A 21,631-nucleotide genomic window follows, 5' to 3' on the forward strand; every position below is an offset into this window, starting at 1 on the left:
TTCTGCTGCTTTACCTGTTTATTATCTGTGTAGGCGGGATAAAACTGTGCAGAAGCCCAATCAATTATCCCCCGGTATGCGTAGAATACAGGGGGAAGTAATTAAAAGTGGATTAATTCAGTAGCAGTGATTACTGGCAGACATTAGCGGAAGTAGTCATGCCTGTTGCTGCCATCGAAAGCAGCAGGTTTTCAGACAACACTTCTTAAAAGCTGCGGCCGGAGTTGCATGGACAGGGATCATTGCGTCCCAGCTTTTCATGCAGAACTTTGTCACCATGAACAGTTCTTATCATTCCGCGTTTAACGTTGGTTTCTGACGGAAAGCCTCTGCAGCGTTTGCTGGTTGGCTCAAAAAAAGCCTTTATCATTAAATTTGCGCATTATCGTACTCCTTTTTAAACATAATGTAATTAAACAGCAATCACAACCCGATCGGAATATTTTACAGTAAAAAATATAAGATTATCCATGCCGGATGCTTGTCATAAGCTATCTTCAGGCGATAGTAGAAAATAAAAAAACTGCCTGAATCTGAATTCAGGCAGTGTATTAAAAATACAGGTTATTGCGGCATGATACCTTTCATGCCTTTGGCCAGACGCATCAGTTTACCCATACCACCCTTGGTAAATGATTTCATCATTTTTTGTGACTGCTCAAATTGTTTGAGCATTTTATTCACTTCCTGCACGGTAACGCCGGAACCATTGGCAATGCGGCGTTTACGGCTGGCTTTAATCAGCAGTGGATTGGCGCGTTCTTTGGCAGTCATTGAGTTGATAATGGCTTCCACACGACTCATAGCTTTTTCTGCCGTGCCTTCCGGTACCTGTTTGGCCATTTGTCCCATATCGCCCGGCAGCTTAGACATAATGGATTCAATTCCACCCATTTTACGCATCTGCTGAATTTGTGCTTTAAAGTCATTCAGGTCAAAACCTTTGCCTTTATGCAGTTTTTTTGCCATCTGCTGCGCGGTTTTTTCATCAATGCCTTTTTGTACATCTTCAATCAGTGAGAGTACATCTCCCATGCCGAGAATGCGCGAAGCCAGACGATCCGGATAAAACGGTTCCAGCCCGTTGATTTTTTCACCTACACCAATAAACTTAATCGGTTTGCCGGTTACATGGCGTACAGACAAAGCGGCACCCCCACGGGCATCGCCGTCCATTTTGGTTAATACCACACCTGTCAGAGGCAGCGTATCATTAAAAGCCTGTGCTGTATTTACGGCATCCTGACCCTGCATGGCATCTACTACAAACAGAGTTTCTACCGGATTAATCGCTGCATGTATCTGCCGGATTTCATCCATCATTTTCTGGTCAATAGCCAGCCGGCCGGCGGTATCCACCATCAGTACATCATAAAAATGTTTTTTGGCATGATCCAGAGCATTTAATGCAATGGTCACCGGCTGTTCACCTTCGTGTGACGGGAAAAAATCCACTTCAACCTGTTGTGCCAGCAATTTTAGCTGCTCTATTGCCGCCGGACGGTATACATCCGCAGAAACCACCAGTACCTTTTTCTTCTGCTCATTTTTCAGCAGCCGAGCCAGTTTGCCCACCGTGGTGGTTTTACCCGCACCCTGCAAACCTGCCATCAGAATCACGGCCGGTGGAACTGCAGCCAGATTCAGACTGCTGTTTTGTGTGCCCATCAGTTCGGTAAGGGCATCGTTTACCACACCAACAAAAGCTTGCCCGGGTGTGAGGCTGCCAATGACTTCCTGCCCGACTGCACGTTCTTTTACCGAAGCCATAAACGTTTTTACAACTGGCAGGGCAACGTCTGCTTCGAGTAATGCCATACGTACTTCACGCAGGGCATCTTTGATATTGTCTTCACTCAAACGCGCCTGTCCGCGCAGAGTTTTCGCGATTTTACTAAAGCGATCTGATAGATTGTCTAACATCGAAACCATCTCCGGCTAATTGTAAGCAGCCTGTATATGTTCGGTGAAAATTGCCTGTTGCCAGTCAATTCGCACAATAAATAGGTATGATAAGTAGCAATTTGGTTATAAAATGGCACCCCGTTGCTATACCTGCCTGTATTTTTTAGCAGGCATAGCAATAATAAATACCTATTTTACACTACGCGCGCCAATTTTTGGCGCGCTATTGCTGCGGAAAAATCATGAGCTTATTGCTGCTGGTGCTTATTCTTGCTTATGTCGTGCTTTCTGTACTGGCATGGCGGTTCTGGCAACGTCATACAGATGTGCCTTATCCGTTGCGGGGTGAGCAGTCACTGTTACTGCTGATATTGCTGCTGCATACCTTTGTTGTATGGCAGCCAATGCTGCAGCAGCATGTACTGCTGGTAGGGTTCGGTCAGGCACTCAATCTGATTACCTGGTTAATGGTAATGCTGTATTGGGTGGGCAGTTTTCGCTATCGCCTGCAGGGATTACAGCTGGCGCTGTTTCCCTGTTCGGCACTCGTACTGTTGATTGCCTTACTGCTGCCCGGGCAGGCTATTGCTTACCCGATGCACAACACAGCATTCATGATACATGTTTTGTCGGCATTGCTGGCTTATGCACTCTTTGGCATTACAACCCTGCTGGCTGTGCTCATGCTGGTACGCAATCATTATCTGCACCGGCGTAAAACTGTTCCGCAGCAATCATTCCTGCCGCCTTTGCTGGCTATTGAAAAATTAATGTTTCAGGGCCTGCAGGCGGGTTTTGTGCTGCTGACTATAGCGGCTGTCAGCGGCACAGTATTTTCCGAAGCTGTATTTGGTGAGCCGGCACGTTTTAACCACAAAACGGTATTCGGCGTGCTGTCATGGATAATCTATCTGGTTATCCTGCTCAGACATCATATGCAGGCATGGCGCGGGAAAAAAGTGGCATGGTGGGTTATTGTGTCATTTGTCAGCCTGATGCTGGCTTATTTTGGCAGCAAGTTTGTGCTGGAAATTTTGTTTTAATCTTTTTTGTAACTAGTTTCACCCTGATTTGTAACCATAGGATATTTGAATGAGTGACTTACAATCGTCAGTTGACAGCCCGAAACAGAGCGCAGCTGAACAGCGTTTAGCCACACCTGAAGGACGACGGGAATTTATTAAGGCAACACTTTCCTGCTGGCTCGGAACCACCATGGAGTATGTGGATTTTGCTTTATACGGCCTGGCCGCAGGGCTGGTATTCGGAGATGTGTTTTTTCCCGAATTAACGCCTGCAATTGCTCTTCTGTCTAGTTTTGCCACTTATTCAGTCGGCTTTGTTGCCCGCCCGATCGGTGCCATATTTTTTGGCCGTCTTGGCGACCTTAAAGGACGTAAATTTGTACTGGTAACTACTATTGCCCTGATGGGTATTTCCACTACTTTGATTGGTCTTATCCCTAGTTATGCCACTATCGGGATATGGGCACCACTTCTTTTAGCTGTACTGCGTTTTATGCAGGGCTTCGGGGCCGGAGCCGAACTTTCCGGCGCTACAGTAATGCTGGGAGAATATGCACCACCTAAACACCGCGGTCTGATTGCTTCTATTATTGGCATCGGTTCTAACAGTGGTACACTGGTCGCTTCATCTGTCTGGCTGCTGGTGTTAATGCTGGATAAAGAAGATGTAGCCAGCTGGGGATGGCGGATACCATTTATTCTCAGTGCACTGATAGCTATTGCCGCTACTCTTATTCGCCGCCATGTACGGGAAACTCCGGTATTCGAGCAGGAACAAAATGAAGTTAAACAATCTCAGGTGCAAAAAACTGAAATATCAGCTTCACAAACTACGGTGACAGCTGAAAAAACTTCCTTTCTGGCACGTAATAAAGCATTTTTCGTCATGCTGGGCTTGCGTATCGGTGAAAACGGCCCATCTTACCTGGCACAGGGATTTGTTATCGGCTATGTGGTCAAATTTCTGAAAGTGAATCAAACTGTCGCTACTTCTGCAGTATTTGTTGCGTCTTTGTTAGGCTTTTTTGTGATTCCGTTTGCCGGCTGGTTATCTGACCGGTTTGGCCGCCGTATTGTTTACCGCTGGTTCTGTTTTCTGCTGATGCTGTATGCTGTTCCGGCTTATATGTTTCTGGAAACACGGGATCCTTTTATTGTAGCCAGTATTATTGTTATTGGTATGTGTCTGGCATCACTGGGTATTTTCGGTGTACAGGCAGCCTATGGAGTAGAGCTGTTCGGGGTGCGTAACCGTTATTCCAAAATGGCTCTGGCTAAAGAGCTCGGAGGCATTATGTCTGGTGGTATTGCGCCATTAGTTGCCTCAGCATTGCTGGCTCAGTATGGTACATGGTGGCCGATTGCAATTTATTTTGCAGCAATGGCAGGCATTGGCTTTATAACTACATTCTATGCTCCGGAAACTCGCGGACGCGACCTGAATGCAGTAGAAGACGCTATTTAACTGCTTTAACAAATTGATAGAATCACCACTAACGGAGTCAGCTACTGACTCCGTTGTAATTGAAGCACAGGTAAATATTTATGAAGCGTATCGTAATTGACTGTGATCCCGGTAATGGTGTTGCAGGCGCGAATGTAGATGACGGGCTGGCGCTGGCGCTGGCACTGGCTGCAGATTCAATTAAACTGGAATTGATTACCATTGTGGCTGGTAATACACCACGGGATACCGGTTTTCAGGTAGCGCACCAATTAATGCAGGAATTGAATCAAAGCATCCCGGTAGTAAAAGGAGCTGCTCAGGCATTGCTTGAACCGGCTGCCCCATGGCGTGAACAACTGGATAATAATGTACGCAAACAGGGATTATTGTCTTTATGGGACAATCTGCCACCGCTGCCGCCATTAAATGATCACAGTGCGCCACATGCGGCTCAGGCAATTGGTGAACTGGTGTGTAAGAACCCCGGTGAAATTACCGTGGTGGCTATTGGTCCGTTAACCAATATTGCCCATACCATTCAGCTTTATCCTGATTTTGCCCGGTCTGTTGCCGAAATTGTCATCATGGGCGGTGTATTTCAGCTGGACAGCTATCTTAAGGACACCAACTTCGCTGTTGACCCTGAAGCAGCCAAAATTGTTATCGAAAGTGGAGCCAATATTACCCTTGCACCGCTGGACGTAACTACACAGACACTGCTCACCCATCAGGATCTGGATAAACTTCAGAGCTTTGCCAATCCGCTTGCAGATTTTATTGTCCGTACATCACGTCCGTGGATGGACTATTCTATTCAGACACGCCAGCTGGCCGGTTGCTGGATTCATGATGTATTGTGTGTCGCCAAGCTGATTGATGAAAGCATTGTTACCAGCTCGCCTTATATTGTTGATGTATCTACTGCGCGTGACTGTACCCGTGCCAGCAGCCGTCGCTGGAAAGAGGGTGCGCTCAGACTGACTGTTGGTATGCCGCCGGTCAGTCATCAGCCTGTTAATGTAATGGAGCAGGTAGATAACCGGCGTTTACTTGAAATTATATTTAATGCATTAAGTCAGTATCGCTGCTAGAAAATATCAGAATATCTTACAGTAATAACAAAAATCTGTTCTAATACCGCTATAATAAATATTTATGGTTTTAATAACCATCATGATAACGATAATCCGCATCAGAATATTGCATTTGTTTATTTCAGTGTTAGGATAGGCACGCAATACAAGAGAAATCAGCAGGTTTACCATGTATAAATTAATTATCAATATTTCTCTTCCTGTTTTGTGGCGACAACAAAACAGGAGAGCATAATGTTAGCCAAAATCAGTCAGAAATTACCTGAGTTATCTTCAGCAGAACGCCGGGTGGCTGAATGTGTACTGGCGCAGACCAAGTGGTTTGTACACGCAGCTGTAGCCAATATTGCCAAAGAGGCACGCGTGAGCCAGCCTACGGTTATTCGTTTTTGCCGTACCATGGGCTATAGCGGGTTACCTGAATTTAAACTCAATCTTTCCGCCAGTATCGGTCATGACGGTATGCCGTATGTCCATGAAGAACTCAATAGCACCGATTCTATGCAGGATGTGCTGAATAAAGTTATAGCCAGTACCGCAGCCACGGTGCTTGGCAGCCGTAAATCCCTTAATGCGGCCGACCTGGAAACCGCAGTCAGGCTGATGGCCAAAGCGCGCCGTATAGAATTCTATGGGGCAGGCAATTCAGGTATTGTCGCAATGGATGCTCAGCACAAACTTTTTCGTTTTGGTTTGTCTACCGTTGCCTATACCGATAGTCATGTACAACTGATGGCTGCTGCCGTATTGTCACCACAAGATGTGCTGGTTGTTATTTCGCATTCAGGTTCTTCACGAGATTTACTTGATGCAATTAAAATTGCCAAGGGTAACGGCGCCAAAGTAATCGCTCTTACCCGTGCCGGATCACCCGTCGCACAAGCCTGTGACTGTGTCATTAGTGTTGTTACCCCTGAAGACAGCGAAAAATATACCCCGATGATTTCCCGTCTGCTACAGCTGATGGTGGTTGATATGCTGACTATCGGCCTGGCCTTGCATCTGGGCGAAAATGTAAGCGAAATGCTGGCAAAAACCAAGGCAGGGGTTAAGCTGAAATTTTTACAACATTAATTTCAGCAGAAAAACAGCTTTTGGTATGATTTATTATCAGCCAATATGATTACCTAGATAAAGTTTCTGCCGGTTGTCAGCGGGTTTGCATTGCCCCTTCAGGCACGGTATTTATCTTAAATTATTACAACGAAATGAGCGCTAGTGAGTAACAAAACCCGTCAAATTAAACGTCAGACCGAACAGCAGAAAAATGTTAAAACTTCAGGAGTGGCTGCGCAGCAGAAAAGAGGTTCTGCCATTTTGGTAGGTATTATTGCTATTTGTCTGCTTGCCGGGGGGCTGTATATCGGCGGCTGGTTTAATCTGGTTACGCCGGCACAGATTCAGCAGTGTGAAACAGCAGTCAGACAAACATTTCCACAGGCTGCTGATCAGAATATCTTGCTGCCCAAATGTAATAATCGCCATATGATTGAAGGCATGAGCAGCCCGGGCAGCCAGAAACTGAGTTCTAAACAGATACTGGACAGTCTGGATGTGGGCAAAACTGTTGATTTAGTTTCCATGTTTATCGGTGGTGCGCTGATTGGTGCGGCTATTGCTGCATTTGCAGCCAGCTACCGTATTTTCCAGCGCAAGCTTGGTAAAGATACCGATTGATTTAAAAGCGTACTTTACAGTCTAAATTCTATAAAAACTTGTTAATCAATGTATATGCAGTATAATTAATCATTATTTACTAATAAGATATGGTTTGTACATGAATAAAAAAACTATCCGTTTATTGCTGGCTCTGGTGTGCAGTTTATTTTTCAGCCTGAATGTCTATGCTCAGAAATCCTTTAAACCACAAAATGGTGATCTTATTTTTCTGGAAAATTGTGACGGCGGTATGAATAGTGCTATTAAAGCTGCTACCAGTGGTCTGGCCGGATACAATTTTACTCATGTCGGAATTGTCTGGCAGAAAAATCCAAATCAGTATTTTGTTATTGAAGCCACCACTCCTGAAGTTCGTATCACATCACTGAAAACATATCTGCATCCCAAAAAAAAATGTCAGCCGCGAGCAGTAGTGGGCAGATTGAAAGCACCTTATCAGGCACTGATTCCTTCTGCTCTGATTTATGCACAGCAAAAAGTAGGTAAAAAATACGATGATGCCTTTGATATCACCAACGATCAGTATTACTGTTCTGAGCTGATTTATCAGATATTCAAAGAAGCCAACAACGGGCAGGAAGTATTCCCATTACGCGCAATGACCTTTAAGTCTAAAGATACTGGTGAATTTCCTGATTACTGGGTAAAGCATTTCCAGAAAATGGGTATTCCGATACCTGAGGGTCAGCCCGGAAATAATCCGGGCGATATGTCCCGCTCTGATTTAATTGATATTGTTTATTACTATTAGTTATTAACCAACAGACCGGCATTAATTATGCTGGTCTGTTTCATTATAGAAACTAAACTTTATCCGGCACATACCAAATTAACCAATCACTAATCATGAGTCAGATAAACGGATTAATACAGATATCCGTACTATTCCTGAATAATGAAAACTAATAGCATCAAAAAATTTTATACCGAGTTAGCTGTCTTATATTTATGATTAGCAAAATGACAAATGTATTTTTAAAGAAAGAAATTTATATATCAATTCAGCATCATACTATTAATAGAATAGAAAAGCGAATAGATAAAATAATCCAATTGTAATTAACTTGCATAAAAAATTCAGAAGTAGATTATTATTAGCGCATAAAATTATTTATTTGTATCGAGTCCGTCCGCTTAAGCTGTATTTCATTATCAATATTGGTATTTTATGTTTACGTTGTGCAAATATCCTTTTTATAATACACAACACTAAAATTACACCGGAAAGCACTAAACAGTGTCATCGTCTGCCGTATTACAACCAAAACAGGAATTTAAGAGAGGGTTGATTACCGCTTTGCCGGTTATGCTGAGTTTTATTCCGTTTTCACTGGTTTTAGGTGCGCAGGCAATTCAAAAAGGAATGAGTACCGGTGAAATTTCACTGCTTACTGCGGTAAACTTTGCCGGCGGTTCCGAATTTGTAGCGGTTAATCTGTGGACTTCACCCCCGCATTTAATCTTGATTGCTTTAATGACACTACTGGTAAACAGTCGCCATATTCTGATGAGTGCGGCACTGACACCTTATCTAAAAGATCTGCCCAGACGAAAAGTATTATCTGCGTTGTTTTTAATGTGTGACGAAAGCTGGGCACTGGCATTTACTGATGCGAAAAACTCACCAAAGCAGAAATTCAGCTATTATTTTTATCTTGGTGCCGGCATAGGTCTGTATGTCGTCTGGGTCGGATTCACAACTGTGGGCGCACTTATCGGACCGGTTATTGGCGATGTCACTCATTACGGCTTTGATATGGCCTTTGTGGCAGTATTTCTGGTTTTACTCAAAGGAATGTGGAAAGGTTTTACTGCAGCTATTCCATGGCTGGTAAGCCTGCTGGCAGCGATTGCCGGCTATCTTTTCCTGCCTGGTGCATGGTATGTATTACTGGGTACAATAGCAGGCTTAACTGTAGCTTTTATCATGGCTGCGTATGATTGATTTATCAGCTTTATTCACTATTCTGGCCATGGCGGTAGTTACTTACATCACCCGAATCAGTGGTTATCTGTTATTACGTAAACGTAAGCTTAGTCCGCGCCTGACCAAAGTCCTTGAATCCGTCCCCGGCTGTGTCCTGATTGCTGTAATTGCTCCTGCTTTTGCCACAACCAATCCGGCTAATCTTTTAGCCGTTATCATCACGATATTACTGGCGTGGCGATTTTCACTGTTACCAACAGTGATGTTCAGTATCGCTATTACGGCTTTTCTGCGTCACTATCTGCTCAGCTAAATACTGCGTATTCCTGACCCAAAAATAGTAATAATTTCTAAAAATATATTAAAAACACTCTGTTTAATAGCGAAAATCTGGCATTTCATAGAAATAAAAAATCAATTCCTGTAAGGAAATGCTGTGTAACAACGACTTCAAACCGGCGCAATTATTATCAATTCTGATTTATTTTGTTTGTTATGTTCTGTTTTTTAAGAAAATAAAATTTATTAATATCTGAAATAAATAATTTTTGTACTGATAAACAGGGCTGGGTAGACTTAAATTTTTCCGCTAGTATATCAATGTATGTTGGAGCTAATTTATTAATTTAATTGCATAATGATAAAGGAAAGAGCATGAATAATACATTAATAGAAGCCATTGAAAAACGTCGTACCCAGTATGCACTCGGCAGGAATATTACTCAGGCACAGGAAGAAATAACTGCTTTAATAGAAGAAGCCATTAAACTGTCTCCGTCAGCTTTTAATTCGCAAAGTTCACGTGCTGTAATCCTGTTTGGTCAGCAAAGTGAAAAATTCTGGCATATTGTCATGAATGAATTGCGTATCATAGTACCTGCAGACAAATTTGCCCCCACAGAAGCCAAAATTAATAGTTTTGCGGCTGGTGTCGGTACCATATTATTTTATGAAGATCAGCAAATCATTACCAGCCTGCAACAGCAATATCCCAGCTATGCTGAGCAGTTTCCTGTCTGGTCGGAACAGGGAAGCGGTATTGCCCAGTTTGCAGTCTGGTCTGCTCTGGCAAATGCCGGCATCGGTGCCAGCCTGCAACACTATAACCCTTTGCCCGATGCGGCAGTTGCTAAAGAATGGAAAATACCGGAAAGCTGGAAACTGCGTGCCATGATGCCTTTTGGTTCCAATGAAGCACCTTTCCCTGAAAAAAACTTTATTGATGATACGGAACGATTTAAAGTATTTTACTGAATCAGATAATCAGATATCTGCATAAAATGAATTCTGAAATGCTGCCGGCCGGATCAGAATATCTCTGATCCGGTCAGATTTTATCGGTTTTCCGCTTTGAAATGATAATTTTAGCCCTTTTTGAACAATTAGAACTAATATTGCTTTTTTATTATAATTAAAAAATAAAATTTTAAGATTTTAAATAAATTAATTTAATATTGATAATTAAATATAAATTTAAACATAAAAAAGCTAATACTGTATTTTGATATAAATTTTATATCTGAAAACTTTTATATAGTTCATTAATTTTAATTAAATTAAAAAAAAGTTATTTTAAAACATATATTTATATAATATTTAATATTGATTTAATGCAAGCTTCTATAAAAAATACTGTTAATACTAAAGTTATTCAGTATACTTATGTAAATGATAATGGAATATTTAAAGTTGTAATTAACTTTTAATAACGTTAAAATTAACTAGTATTAACATTCATTAAGCATAAATGCGTATAAAAAAACCAGTTTTATTGTTAAATCTATTAGGGATAAGTCTGTTACAAGCCAATGCTGCATCAATGAACGAAGCGGCTGAACAGATAGATAAGAAACAACAGCAGCAGATTATACGCGAGCAGCAGCGTCAGCAGCAATTCCAGCAGCAAATGCAGCCTGATGTAAACGTACATTTGCAGCCTGCGGAAGAAAATCTTTCCGGAACAGGTAAACTGATAACAGATGAAACTCCTTGTTTTGCTATCCAGGACATCAGTCTGGTCGGAGAAGATGCAGGTCATTTTCAGTTTGCCCTGAAAAAAGCTCTTCGTCAGAGTCAGTTTACGCCCGGTATGTGTCTGGGCGGAAAAGCGATAAATCAGATTATGACTCTGGCGCAAAATGCCGTTATAGAACGTGGCTATACCACTACCCGTATTCTGGCCAGTCCGCAAGATATTAATAGCGGGCAATTACAGCTGAGTGTTATTGCCGGACGGGTTCATGCTATTCGTTATAATCTGGATGATTCTGCTTCCAAACATGTTGGTCGTATTCGCCATATTCAGAATGAATTTCCGGTCAGGGCTGGTGATATTCTGAATTTACGTGCATTGGAGCAAGGGCTTGAAAACCTTCGCCGGGTTCCGACTGCTGAAGCCGATATTCAGATTGTGCCGGCAGACGAGCCCAATCAGAGTGATATAGTAATAAGCTGGTCACAGCGTACCGTGCCAATGCGTTTAAGTTTCAATATAGACGATTCCGGCAGTCATTCAACCGGACGTTATCAGGGGGGTGTCACCCTGTCGGTAGATAATCCTCTTGGATTAAGTGATTTATTCTACATCAACTACAATCATGATCTGGGCAGCAAAGACAGCTATTTTGACAGTGATGGCAATCGTACCGGCAGTGGTACACACGGCTATGCCCTGCATTACTCAGTTCCTTTCGGTAACTGGCAGATTGCCTTCAACCGCAATCATTACCGCTATCATCAGGCAATAGCAGGTTATAACGAAAACTATGATTACAGTGGTAACAGTGACAATACCGATCTGGGTTTAACCCGTATGCTTTACCGCAACAGCCATCGCAAAATCGATGTTACCGCTAAGGTATGGAAACGCGAATCGCATAATTTTATTAACGATGCCGAAATTGAAGTTCAGCAGCGTCATACTGCAGGCTGGGCTGTCAATCTGAATCATCAGGAATATATCGGTAATGCCGTCGTCAATCTGGGGCTGGGCTACAAGCGTGGTACTGGCGCGGATAACAGTTTGCGTGCACCTGAAGAAGAATTTGGTGAAGGTACTTCACGCATGAAAATCATTACCGTAGATGCCGGTTTATTGTGGCCGTTCACGCTGGGTAATCAGCAGTTAAGCTATGACAGCTCCTTTCACGGACAGTGGAACAAAACACCATTAATCACACAGGATCAGCTTTCCATTGGCGGCCGTTACACCGTGCGTGGTTTTGATGGCGAAGTTACCTTGATGGGTGAGCGCGGCTGGTATTGGAATAATAACCTGAACTGGCAATACAAAGGCCGCCATCAGGTATATCTCGGACTTGATGTCGGCCACGTTTCCGGACCGTCAACTGAAATGCAGCTGGGAAAAACACTGGCTGGAGCAGTTATCGGCTTTAAAGGACAAATCAAAGCCGGCGGACAATGGTATTACGACATCTTTGCCGGTAAACCAATATACAAACCGCAATACTTCCGTACGGACAGAACCAATGTAGGCTTCAGTCTTAATTATTCAATGTAAATTGTTAAAGAAACAAAAAATGGCTATGAATTAAAGATATAAAGCCAGATTTAAGAGGATCAATCATGAATAAAAACCGTTATAAAATCATATTCAATAAAAAAAGAGGCATGCTGGTAGCCGTAGCAGAAAACACCACTCGCGAAGGTAAAAGCACAGCCGACCGCAGCAGCAGTAACAGCATTACCGGCAGCCTGCTGGCTAAACTGCCATTAATCACCGGCTCTATCCTGTTAGGACTGGGCTTATGCGTACTGACCGGTAACGGAGCCATAGCGGCCGACATTCACGCAGATACATCTGCACCTAAGAATCAGCAGCCCACCATATTACAAACTGCCAATGGTGTACCACAGATAAATATTCAGACTCCAAGTAAAGGCGGCGTGTCCGTCAATCAGTACCGGCAGCTGGATGTAAATCAAAAAGGTGCTATTCTCAACAATAGCCGAAAAAGCATTCAGACACAGCAGGCCGGCTGGGTACAGGGCAATCCCTGGCTGGCCAGAGGCGAAGCCAGAGTCATCGTTAACCAGATTAATAGCAGCAACCCCAGCCGGATTAACGGCTACATCGAAGTAGCCGGTAAACGTGCCGAAGTTATCATGGCAAACCCCGCCGGAATCAATGTTAACGGAGGCGGCTTTATTAATGCTGCCGGTGTAACACTGACTACCGGCAAACCCATACTCAATAATGGTAGTCTGGATGGTTTTCAGGTACGTGAAGGCAATATCAGCATCAACGGACAGGGGCTGGATAGCCGGGGTAGTGATTACACCAATATCCTGACCAAAGCTGCTCAAATCAATGCCGGCATCTGGGCAAATAATCTCAATATTATTGCCGGCAGCAACGATATTACTTCGCAGGGAGCAATTACGCCCAGCTATCCGGCTGAGAACTCAGCCCAGAACCGGGTAGCCATAGACAGTAGCAAACTGGCCGGTATGTACGCAGGTAAAATCACACTCGTCAGCAACGACAAAGGTGTCGGCATTAATAATGCCGGTCAGATATTTGCCGGGGCAGGTGGCGTACAGATTAGTGCCGATGGCAAACTGAGTAACAGCGGCAGCATCGTTGCTGCTGATAAGAGCAGTGTCGGCTCAGACAGTGCTGCAGCCGCCATCAAAGCTGACAGTATCAGCAACAGCGGTACTGTCTCCAGCCTGGGTAAACTGCAATTACAGAGCCGGCAGCTGGACAACAGTGGTTTAATTACCAGTGCTGACGAACTGAATATCCGTAACCGGCAACAACTGGATAATCAGGGAGAAATCAACGGTGGCCGTCTGGACATCATCAGTGACAGCCTTCATAACCGTAACGGCAAAATTATCCAGAGCGGTTTGCAGGCGTTGAGTCTGGAAACAGATAAACTAAGCAATGAAAACAACGGTCTGATTGGCTATGCACCAGCAGAAAGCAGCACGGAACCAGCCCATGACAAACCGGTTGACACCGGAGAGCCGTCAGACAGCAATACCGGCAATACCAATCCGCCAAGCAGTGCAACAGCAACAGGTCAGACCAAACCTGCGCTCAGCCAGCCTAAACAGTTTGCAGCCGGACAAATCATCAGCCGGCAGGAAATTATCAATGATAACGGGCAGATTACAGGTAACGGCGGCATCGATCTTAATGCTCATAACGGATTGAGTAACCATGCTAATCTGCATCTGAATCACCTTCAGGTAAGCGGAGATTTGCTGGATAATACTCAGGGCAAACTGATTGTCAGACAGGCACAAATCAAAACTGACCGGCTGGATAACCGGCAGGGTGAAATCAGCGGCAGCGAGCAGTTACAGTACGCAGGAAAAGCACTGGATAACCGCCATGGTCGTATCCAGTCAGCCGGACAGATAGAAATTAACAGCGCAGAAACAAATAACAGCAATAGCGGCGTAATAGCAGCCCAGAACAAATTGCAGCTTAATAGCAGCAGCTACATTGATAACAGCAATGCCGGGCAGTTGTGGAGCGGCGGTCAGACAGAGCTGGAAACAGACAGTCTGAACAACAGCAGCGGAGCGATAGACAGTAACAGCCTGAGGATAGATGCAGCAAATCTGAATAACCGGCAGGGTGCTGTCCGCAGCATAGCTGATCAGCAACTGAAGATACAAAATCAGGCAGATAATCGTGACGGACAAATTGGCAGTAATGGTCAGCTGACTATTTATGCTAAAAGCATAGAAAACAGCAATGGTAAAATCAGTGCCGGTAAACAGGCAGATATATACAGTAGCGAATTAAACAATCAGCAGGGTTCAATAGATGCAGAAGCCATCCGGATTAGCAGTAATAATCTGAATAACAGACAAGGCGCTATACGTGCCAATGAAAAAATCGATGCCGTAATTAACCAGTCTCTCGTTAATCAGCAAGGGCAGATAAGCGCTCTTAAAGACATATCAATTAGCGGTAACGGTACTGATAACAGTAGCAATAATCTCCATGTAGATAATAGCGATAATGGCCGGATTATTGCCGGACAGAATCTCAGTTTGCATGCAAAAAATCTCAACAACCAAAGTACTATTGCTGCCGGGAATGATGCAGATATTGCACTGATTGATGATTTCAGCATTGATACAGATCTGAGTGCCGGTCATAACCTGAGTATCAGCAGTCAGGGAAATATCAGTAATAGCCATACCGTAACCGGCGGCAATAGCGTAATTATCAAAGCGGCGAACATCAGTAACCAGACCAATGGGATTATTCAGAGCAACAGCCATACCGAACTGAACGCAGCTGACAGCATTACTAATCGCGGCCTGCTCAATAGTAACGGTACTACACTGATACAGTCGGGCAGCAGCATCAACAACATCGGTACCGGCCGTATTTATGGTAATCATGTGGCTATCGGTACTCATAACTTGTTTAATCAGGAAGAAAACACCGGTACCGAAACCAAAGCGGCAGTGGTAGCAGCCAGAAACCGTCTGGATATTGGTGCTTCCAATATCATAAATCAAGAGCATGCTCTGTTATCCAGCGAAGGTGATATTGCTATCGGAGGCATTCTGAATGAGCAGCATCAGGCCAGCGGTATGGCAGAAAGCCTCACTAACAGCAGTGCACGGATAGAAGCGCAGGGTAATGGCAATATTGCAGTTAAACAATTAAAAAATCAAAATAACCATTTTAGCGTAGAAGAATATCTGGAGAGCAGTAACCAAATTCATCAGTATCAGGAGAAAGGTAACCCTGAAATCTGGATAGATGGTGTAGACGGTAAATATAAAAAAGAAAGAAAAAAAATCAGTTTTACCTTTAATGATAAAAGCAAGAAAGTATGGAAAAAATATTCAGTATCAAAACTGCACTGGTGGGATTTCAAGCGTGATATTTATAAGCAAAAAGTAACTGAAACTCAGCCCGGAGAAATTATTATAGGCGGAGATTTAACCGTCAGTGGTGAACACTGGCTTAATGACAACAGCCATATTATCGTTGGTGGCACCTTGCAGAGTACAGATAATCTGAATCTGGAGAACAAAGAAACCAAAGGCCGGCAGCGAGTAGAAGAGCATGGAAAAGAGGGTGGCTATAAATATGTGAATAAAAAACTGTCAAAGGGAAAAATTAAAACGAATGGAGAAACCTCGTATAACAAAACTATCATCAGCAGCCACGAATTTGAGACTCCGGTTAGTGTAGTGCAGCAACACACCAGCACAGGAACCAATCAGGCACATGCAGAGCAGGTTCAAAACAATAACCAGCTACAGCAGCAAGATAAAGCACAGACACAGTTAAACAGTCATAACCAGAACATACAGACCCTCAGTGATTACACTACCAAACTGCCTAACAACAGCCTTTATCATATCAGTCCGGACAATAGCGGCTATCTGGTAGAAACCGATCCGGCCTTTACCAACATGAGAAAATGGATGGGCAGTGATTATATGCTCAGCGCTCTGGGGCAGAATCCCGAGAATATGCAAAAACGGCTTGGTGACGGCTACTATGAACAGCGGCTGATTAACGAGCAGATAGCTAAACTGACCGGTTACCGTTATCTCGAAGGTTACAGCAATAATGAAGAGCAATATAAAGCACTGATGAATGCCGGTATCGCATATGCACAGAAATTTAACCTGACACCGGGAATAGACCTGAGCCCTGAGCAAATGGCACAACTGACTAGTAACATCGTGTGGATGGTCAGCCAGACCGTCACTCTGGCAGATGGCAGCCAGCAGACAGTACTTGTACCCAAAGTGTACCTGATGGTTCACAGCGGAGATGTCAATGACAACGGCAGTCTCATCAGTGCCCGCAATATTAACCTGCAAAATAGCGGTAATATAAATAATCAGGGCACCATAGCCGGTCAGAATATTACCAGTATCGGTGCACAGAATATCAGCAACAGCGGTACTATCAGTGGCAGTAAAGTTGGTCTCACTGCCAAAGAGAACATCGACTTTAATGGCGGAGTGGCCACAGGTAAAGATCTGCTTAGTCTGAAAGCCGATAAAATCAACCTCAGCAGCACTACCGTCAGCTATGGAGATGAACATAATGGCGGCACCATTATTGACCGCACCGCAGGATTATATGTCACTGGTGAAAAAGACAGTATTCTTAGTGTGGCCGGTATACACGGTATTACCAGTCACGGTGCCGGCATTACCAATACAGCTGAGAATGGCATTACTCAGCTTAGCTCCGGAGAGGGCACTATCGATCTTAATACAGTGACCACTGCAACCAATATGGCCTCAGGCAGCCGCAGCGATAAAAATCACTGGATAAACCGTTATCAGAATGAAACCGGTACCAGCATCAATGCCATCGGCGACATTAACATACTTTCCGGAGAGCAACTCAATATCAGGCAGGGTGATATCAACAGCCTTCAGGGTAATATCAACCTTTATGGTAAAAACGGCGTTAATATCAGCGAAGGACGCCAGCAAACCGAGATGGATCATTCTACATATATTAAATCCAGCGGTCTGTTGTCGAAAAAAACCAGTCTTGATCAGTATCAGGCCGACCATGATGAAGCTGTATCCAGTAATATTACCGGAGCTTTAATCAACATCAGCAGCGATAAAGACATTAATATCCGTGGTAGCAACGTCATCTCTGATTTCGGTACCATTATGCAGGCAGGTAACGATATCAGCATCAGCGCCGCAGAAAATCATTATGCTGATCGTCAGTATCACAAAGATACTAAATCCGGTCTGATGGGCAGCGGCGGTATCGGCTTCACTATCGGTAAACAGAAAGAAACTGACGATACCACCAGTAAATCTCTTGTTCACAGCGGCAGCAGCATCGGCAGCCTGTACGGAGATACCGTTATCATTGCAGATAATCACTACAACCAGACCGGCAGCAGCGTGAGCACACCTGCAGGCAATGTAACCATAGCGGCTAAAGATATAAATATTGCAGCTGCGCAAGATAAACATAACCGAGACAATATTCATACTTTTGAAAAGAGCGGACTCACCGTTGCTGTCAACGTACCTGTGGTGAATGCCATCCAGACTGCGAATACTGCCATTAACCGCGTAGGTAAAAGTAAAAATGACCGCGTCAATGCCATGGCTGCCTTCAATGCCGGTATGGATACCTACAAAGCAGGCGAAGCTTTGAATAAACTTGGCAGCGATCAATCAGCAGACCAAAATGTCAGTGTCAGCATAACCATCGGTCAGCAGAAGAGTCGAAGTGAAAATCACACAAAAGATACCGTGGCCTCTGCCAGTCAGATTAATGCCGGCGGAACAGTCAATTTACTGGCAACGGGCGCAGGCAAAGACTCTAATATCAACATCATCGGATCAGATGTGGCAGGCAGCAAAGGCACCCATTTACAGGCAGATAACGAAATTAACCTGCTTGCAGCCGAACAAAGCCACAGCGAGCGCAGCAGTAATAAATCCAGCGGTTGGAATGCCGGAGTGGCTATCAGCTATGGCTCTGGTGGCACATCTCTGGGTGTTACAGCCGGGGGCAATCTGGGTAAAGGCCATGGTAACGGAGACGAAACCAGCTACCGGAACAGCCATGTTGGCAGTAGTAGCGGCAGTACCAGCCTCAGCAGTGGCGGTGCTACCAACATCATAGGTGCACAGGTAATCGGTAAAGGCGTGAGTATAGATGCAGCCGAGCTGAACATAGCCAGCCTGCAGGACAAAGCAAAATATGACAGTAAACAGGAGAATATCAGCGGACAGGTCACTGTAGGCTACGGTGCATCGGGATCCGCCAGCTACAGCAAGAGCAAAATCAAAGCCGATTATGCCGGAGTAACCGAACAAAGCGGCATCATAGCCGGAGATGACGGCTATCAGATTAAAATCAAAGGCAATACAGATCTGAAAGGAGCCATCATCACCTCTGCCAGTGCCGCAGAAGCAGCAGGTAAAAACAGCCTGGTTACCGGCAGTCTTACCAGCAGTGACATCAAAAATCACAGCGATTACAGTGGTAGCAGTATTGGAATAGGTGCCAGTGGTAACTATCACGGAGGCTGGGATAATTCCAGCATAAACAACCAAACAGGCGAGAGTGTCAGCAACGTCAAAGGAACGGTTGGCTATGGTAGTGACAGTGGTCATACCAGTAGTATTACCCACAGTGGTATTAATACCGGCAATATCATCATCACTGATGAAGTAGTGCAGCAGCAGAAAACCGGCAAAACCGTAGCAGAAACCATAGCAGCCATCCATACTGATATCAGCAGCGAAGATTATGCTGATAAGGCCGGATATCTGCATAATAACTTTGATAAAGACAAGGTACAGAAAGAGCTGGATTTACAGCGTGAAATCAGTCAGGAATTCAGCGATAACATGCAGACAGCCTCTGCCATAATAAACAGTAAAAAAGATGCCCTTAAAGAAAAACTAAAAAATACAGCACTGAGTCCGGAAGAACGTGAAAAATATGAAAAAGAACTGTCGCAGTGGAATGCAGGCGGATTACTGTTAAATGCGATAGGAGCAGGCCTGTCCGCCCCGACTAACAGCATAGGAGGGATAGTGGCGGCCACAGCCAGCCCGATAGTTTCATATCAGATAGGGCAGTACTTTAAAGGAAAAGATGCAGAAGGCAGCACTGCGCATCTGGTGGCGCACGCAGTAGTAGGAGCAGCAGTAGCGGCAGCAGGAGGAAATAATGCACTGGCTGGCGGACTGGCTGCGGCAGGAACAGAAGCTCTGGCGCCGGTAGTATCGAAATGGCTGTATGGCAAGGAATCAAAAGATTTAACTGCAGATGAAAAAGCCACGGTTTCATCAATCATAGGGCTGGCCGGAGCAGCAACAGGAGCGGCAGTAGGCAGCAGTATGGCTGATGTGGCACAGGGGAATCAGGCTGGGCATACGGCGGTTGATAATAATGCACTTCGTAACAGTAAGGGGGAAAGTAAACTTAACACTCAGGAAAAAATATTAAATGAAAAACTGAAAAAAGCAGGTGTACAAAGTGCGGATGATTATCAAAGAAAATATGATGCATGCAAAACAGATCAGTGCAGGATTCAGGTTGAAAAAGAATATTTAAAGGCCTCTGATGAAGCAAATAAAATCATATTGAATTTGTATATGACAGGACAAATAACAGAAGAAGAATCCAAAATATTATTGACAAGCTATGCTAATAAAATGATGAGGGGGGCTGGAGAAAGTCAGCGTAGGTTTGGTTCACGCATATTTGATTTAAATGCAAATGAATGGATACCAGCGAGCGTAATTGGCAATGCAGATTTCAACCAAATTACAATGTTAAATCTAGTCAAAAAAATGAAACGCTCTGGAGCTTCTGACGAACAGATAGCCATAAGAGTATTCCAATATCAAATTGCTGGGAGCTACATAGGGTCAGTTAGTATAATGCAACAGCAAGTTGATACATTACTCAACTCAGGAGTTAGTGTTGAAACAGTTATACGTGCACTGAGTATGAAAAAAGGAAGGAGACTAACCAATGACGAAATAGGTTTGATAAAAAATAGATATTCTGTAATGATGCAAAAGCAGGGTTCTAAAGCAAAAGCCGGAAAGGGGACGAGTGCTGTAGATGATGTTGCTACAATAACCTCTAAAGATAAACTTTCAGGACCAACAGCGAATTGGAACAATTACACCCATGCAGAGGCTGTAATTAAAACAGGAAACTCTGGGAAGCTAGCAAATGCAGATAAAGCAGTAATTGATCCGAATAAAGTTACTTCTTATGCATTAAATACCGAGCATCCCGTAGGGGGAAACAAAGCAAAAGTTTTTGAGTCAGCTTTAGGATATAACCAATCAAACGCAAATGATCTAATATCAAAAATACAATCGGGAGCAAAAACAAATACAGCCATTCTAGGTAAAGCAGATAATCATGGTCAAAGAATTACTATTGATATGCCAATTACTGGACCGAATGGGAAAACAGCAACTGTTCGAACTGGTTGGATATATGATCCTGGATCATCAATACCTAGATTAACAACACTCTATGTAAAGTGAAGATATTATGAAATATTCCCTTTTTGATACAGTAAGTTTAACTGAAGATATTCCTGAGTATAATCTGAAATCAGGAATGATAGGTGCAATTATAGATGTTTATACTAAACCCGATGAATCATATGAAGTCGAGTTCTGTGATGAGAACGGTAGAACAATAGAGATACTAGCCTTATCACCAGATAAATTATCCAAGGTAAGCTAAAGCAATCCCCACCTAACCCGTGGGGATTTTGTTTTACCTCTTAGCTCAGCCCCTCAATCCTGATAATCAACAGCCTCGGCTGTACATCAATGATGACTGGCTGACTGGTGGTAAAGCAGGAAAGGGAATGAATGGTAATTCTCTGGAATGGAATTCTTGGCAAAACTACATAAGAATGATTCCTACCTAACTATTAGAGATTCTAATTATTATCTTTTAGACTTATATAACAAGTTGAATAAATAATTTACCCTACTTTATTGTTATGGTTATGAGCATACCAGCATAAAATCTGAGCTCCTCCAATCAATGACCATTCATGGT

General features: G+C 43.7%; 15 protein-coding genes. 13 read left to right on the forward strand and 2 right to left on the reverse strand.

All coding sequences use genetic code 11. The annotated features are described in order from the left end of the window. Positions 1-205 precede the first annotated feature (205 nt). Both H3V01_RS09355 and ffh read right to left on the reverse strand, forming a co-directional pair. The gene (locus H3V01_RS09355; protein WP_198186615.1) at positions 206-370 is read right to left on the reverse strand and encodes an SEC-C metal-binding domain-containing protein; all 165 of its coding nucleotides are present in this window, start codon (positions 368-370) and stop codon (positions 206-208) included. Positions 371-564: 194 nt separating this feature from the next. Continuing rightward, complete coding sequence (ffh, locus tag H3V01_RS09360; protein ID WP_037394288.1) at positions 565-1,923, reverse strand: signal recognition particle protein; 1,359 nt, start codon at positions 1,921-1,923, stop codon at positions 565-567. 224 nt (positions 1,924-2,147) lie between these two features. On the opposite strand from ffh, the gene H3V01_RS09365 reads away from it, so the two are divergent. The 13 genes from H3V01_RS09365 to H3V01_RS09425 all read left to right on the forward strand — a co-directional run bounded on the left by H3V01_RS09365 (position 2,148) and on the right by H3V01_RS09425 (position 21,497). Next, complete coding sequence (locus H3V01_RS09365) at positions 2,148-2,948, forward strand: cytochrome C assembly family protein (protein ID WP_037394291.1); 801 nt, start codon at positions 2,148-2,150, stop codon at positions 2,946-2,948. Between the two features lie 49 nt (positions 2,949-2,997). Then, complete coding sequence (locus H3V01_RS09370) at positions 2,998-4,395, forward strand: MFS transporter (protein WP_198186616.1); 1,398 nt, start codon at positions 2,998-3,000, stop codon at positions 4,393-4,395. Positions 4,396-4,475: 80 nt separating this feature from the next. Then, positions 4,476-5,468: a nucleoside hydrolase gene (locus tag H3V01_RS09375; protein ID WP_198186617.1), complete on the forward strand. Its 993-nt coding sequence runs from the start codon at positions 4,476-4,478 to the stop codon at positions 5,466-5,468. A 237-nt stretch (positions 5,469-5,705) separates the two neighbouring features. After that, positions 5,706-6,545: a MurR/RpiR family transcriptional regulator gene (locus H3V01_RS09380; RefSeq protein WP_041880111.1), complete on the forward strand. Its 840-nt coding sequence runs from the start codon at positions 5,706-5,708 to the stop codon at positions 6,543-6,545. Between the two features lie 144 nt (positions 6,546-6,689). Continuing rightward, a complete protein-coding gene (locus H3V01_RS09385; RefSeq protein ID WP_198186618.1) occupies positions 6,690-7,148 on the forward strand; it encodes a hypothetical protein in 459 nt (152 codons plus the stop codon). A gap of 100 nt (positions 7,149-7,248) precedes the next feature. After that, a complete protein-coding gene (locus tag H3V01_RS09390) occupies positions 7,249-7,902 on the forward strand; it encodes a YiiX/YebB-like N1pC/P60 family cysteine hydrolase (RefSeq protein WP_198186619.1) in 654 nt (217 codons plus the stop codon). Between the two features lie 486 nt (positions 7,903-8,388). After that, positions 8,389-9,096, forward strand: coding sequence for an AzlC family ABC transporter permease (locus H3V01_RS09395; RefSeq protein ID WP_038649031.1), 708 nt, complete (start codon positions 8,389-8,391; stop codon positions 9,094-9,096). Then, entirely contained in the window at positions 9,089-9,391 is a 303-nt protein-coding gene (locus H3V01_RS09400) for an AzlD family protein (protein WP_198186620.1), read from the forward strand. Before H3V01_RS09395 ends, H3V01_RS09400 begins: the two co-directional genes overlap by 8 nt. A 341-nt stretch (positions 9,392-9,732) precedes the next feature. Continuing rightward, complete coding sequence (locus tag H3V01_RS09405) at positions 9,733-10,332, forward strand: nitroreductase family protein (protein WP_198186621.1); 600 nt, start codon at positions 9,733-9,735, stop codon at positions 10,330-10,332. A gap of 493 nt (positions 10,333-10,825) precedes the next feature. Further along, positions 10,826-12,598: a ShlB/FhaC/HecB family hemolysin secretion/activation protein gene (locus tag H3V01_RS09410; RefSeq protein ID WP_198186622.1), complete on the forward strand. Its 1,773-nt coding sequence runs from the start codon at positions 10,826-10,828 to the stop codon at positions 12,596-12,598. Positions 12,599-12,663: 65 nt separating this feature from the next. Beyond that, complete coding sequence (locus H3V01_RS09415) at positions 12,664-21,102, forward strand: two-partner secretion domain-containing protein (protein ID WP_198186623.1); 8,439 nt, start codon at positions 12,664-12,666, stop codon at positions 21,100-21,102. A 7-nt stretch (positions 21,103-21,109) separates the two neighbouring features. Further along, positions 21,110-21,307: a DUF4926 domain-containing protein gene (locus tag H3V01_RS09420; RefSeq protein ID WP_025331490.1), complete on the forward strand. Its 198-nt coding sequence runs from the start codon at positions 21,110-21,112 to the stop codon at positions 21,305-21,307. Positions 21,308-21,326: 19 nt separating this feature from the next. After that, a complete protein-coding gene (locus H3V01_RS09425) occupies positions 21,327-21,497 on the forward strand; it encodes a hypothetical protein (RefSeq protein ID WP_198186624.1) in 171 nt (56 codons plus the stop codon). The last annotated feature ends 134 nt before the right edge of the window (positions 21,498-21,631 follow it).

Source organism: Snodgrassella sp. M0351 (assembly GCF_016100575.1).
GTDB lineage: Bacteria > Pseudomonadota > Gammaproteobacteria > Burkholderiales > Neisseriaceae > Snodgrassella > Snodgrassella alvi.

Bases quoted from the DNA above. Each gene is read 5' to 3' on its own strand.
- H3V01_RS09410 (WP_198186622.1), top strand. From the start codon at position 10,826: ATGCGTATAAAAAAACCAGTTTTATTGTTAAATCTATTAGGGATAAGT.
- ffh (WP_037394288.1), bottom strand. From the start codon at position 1,923: ATGTTAGACAATCTATCAGATCGCTTTAGTAAAATCGCGAAAACTCTG.
- H3V01_RS09405 (WP_198186621.1), top strand. From the start codon at position 9,733: ATGAATAATACATTAATAGAAGCCATTGAAAAACGTCGTACCCAGTAT.
- H3V01_RS09415 (WP_198186623.1), top strand. From the start codon at position 12,664: ATGAATAAAAACCGTTATAAAATCATATTCAATAAAAAAAGAGGCATG.
- H3V01_RS09420 (WP_025331490.1), top strand. From the start codon at position 21,110: ATGAAATATTCCCTTTTTGATACAGTAAGTTTAACTGAAGATATTCCT.
- H3V01_RS09365 (WP_037394291.1), top strand. From the start codon at position 2,148: ATGAGCTTATTGCTGCTGGTGCTTATTCTTGCTTATGTCGTGCTTTCT.
- H3V01_RS09390 (WP_198186619.1), top strand. From the start codon at position 7,249: ATGAATAAAAAAACTATCCGTTTATTGCTGGCTCTGGTGTGCAGTTTA.
- H3V01_RS09370 (WP_198186616.1), top strand. From the start codon at position 2,998: ATGAGTGACTTACAATCGTCAGTTGACAGCCCGAAACAGAGCGCAGCT.
- H3V01_RS09400 (WP_198186620.1), top strand. From the start codon at position 9,089: ATGATTGATTTATCAGCTTTATTCACTATTCTGGCCATGGCGGTAGTT.
- H3V01_RS09355 (WP_198186615.1), bottom strand. From the start codon at position 370: ATGATAAAGGCTTTTTTTGAGCCAACCAGCAAACGCTGCAGAGGCTTT.
- H3V01_RS09375 (WP_198186617.1), top strand. From the start codon at position 4,476: ATGAAGCGTATCGTAATTGACTGTGATCCCGGTAATGGTGTTGCAGGC.
- H3V01_RS09380 (WP_041880111.1), top strand. From the start codon at position 5,706: ATGTTAGCCAAAATCAGTCAGAAATTACCTGAGTTATCTTCAGCAGAA.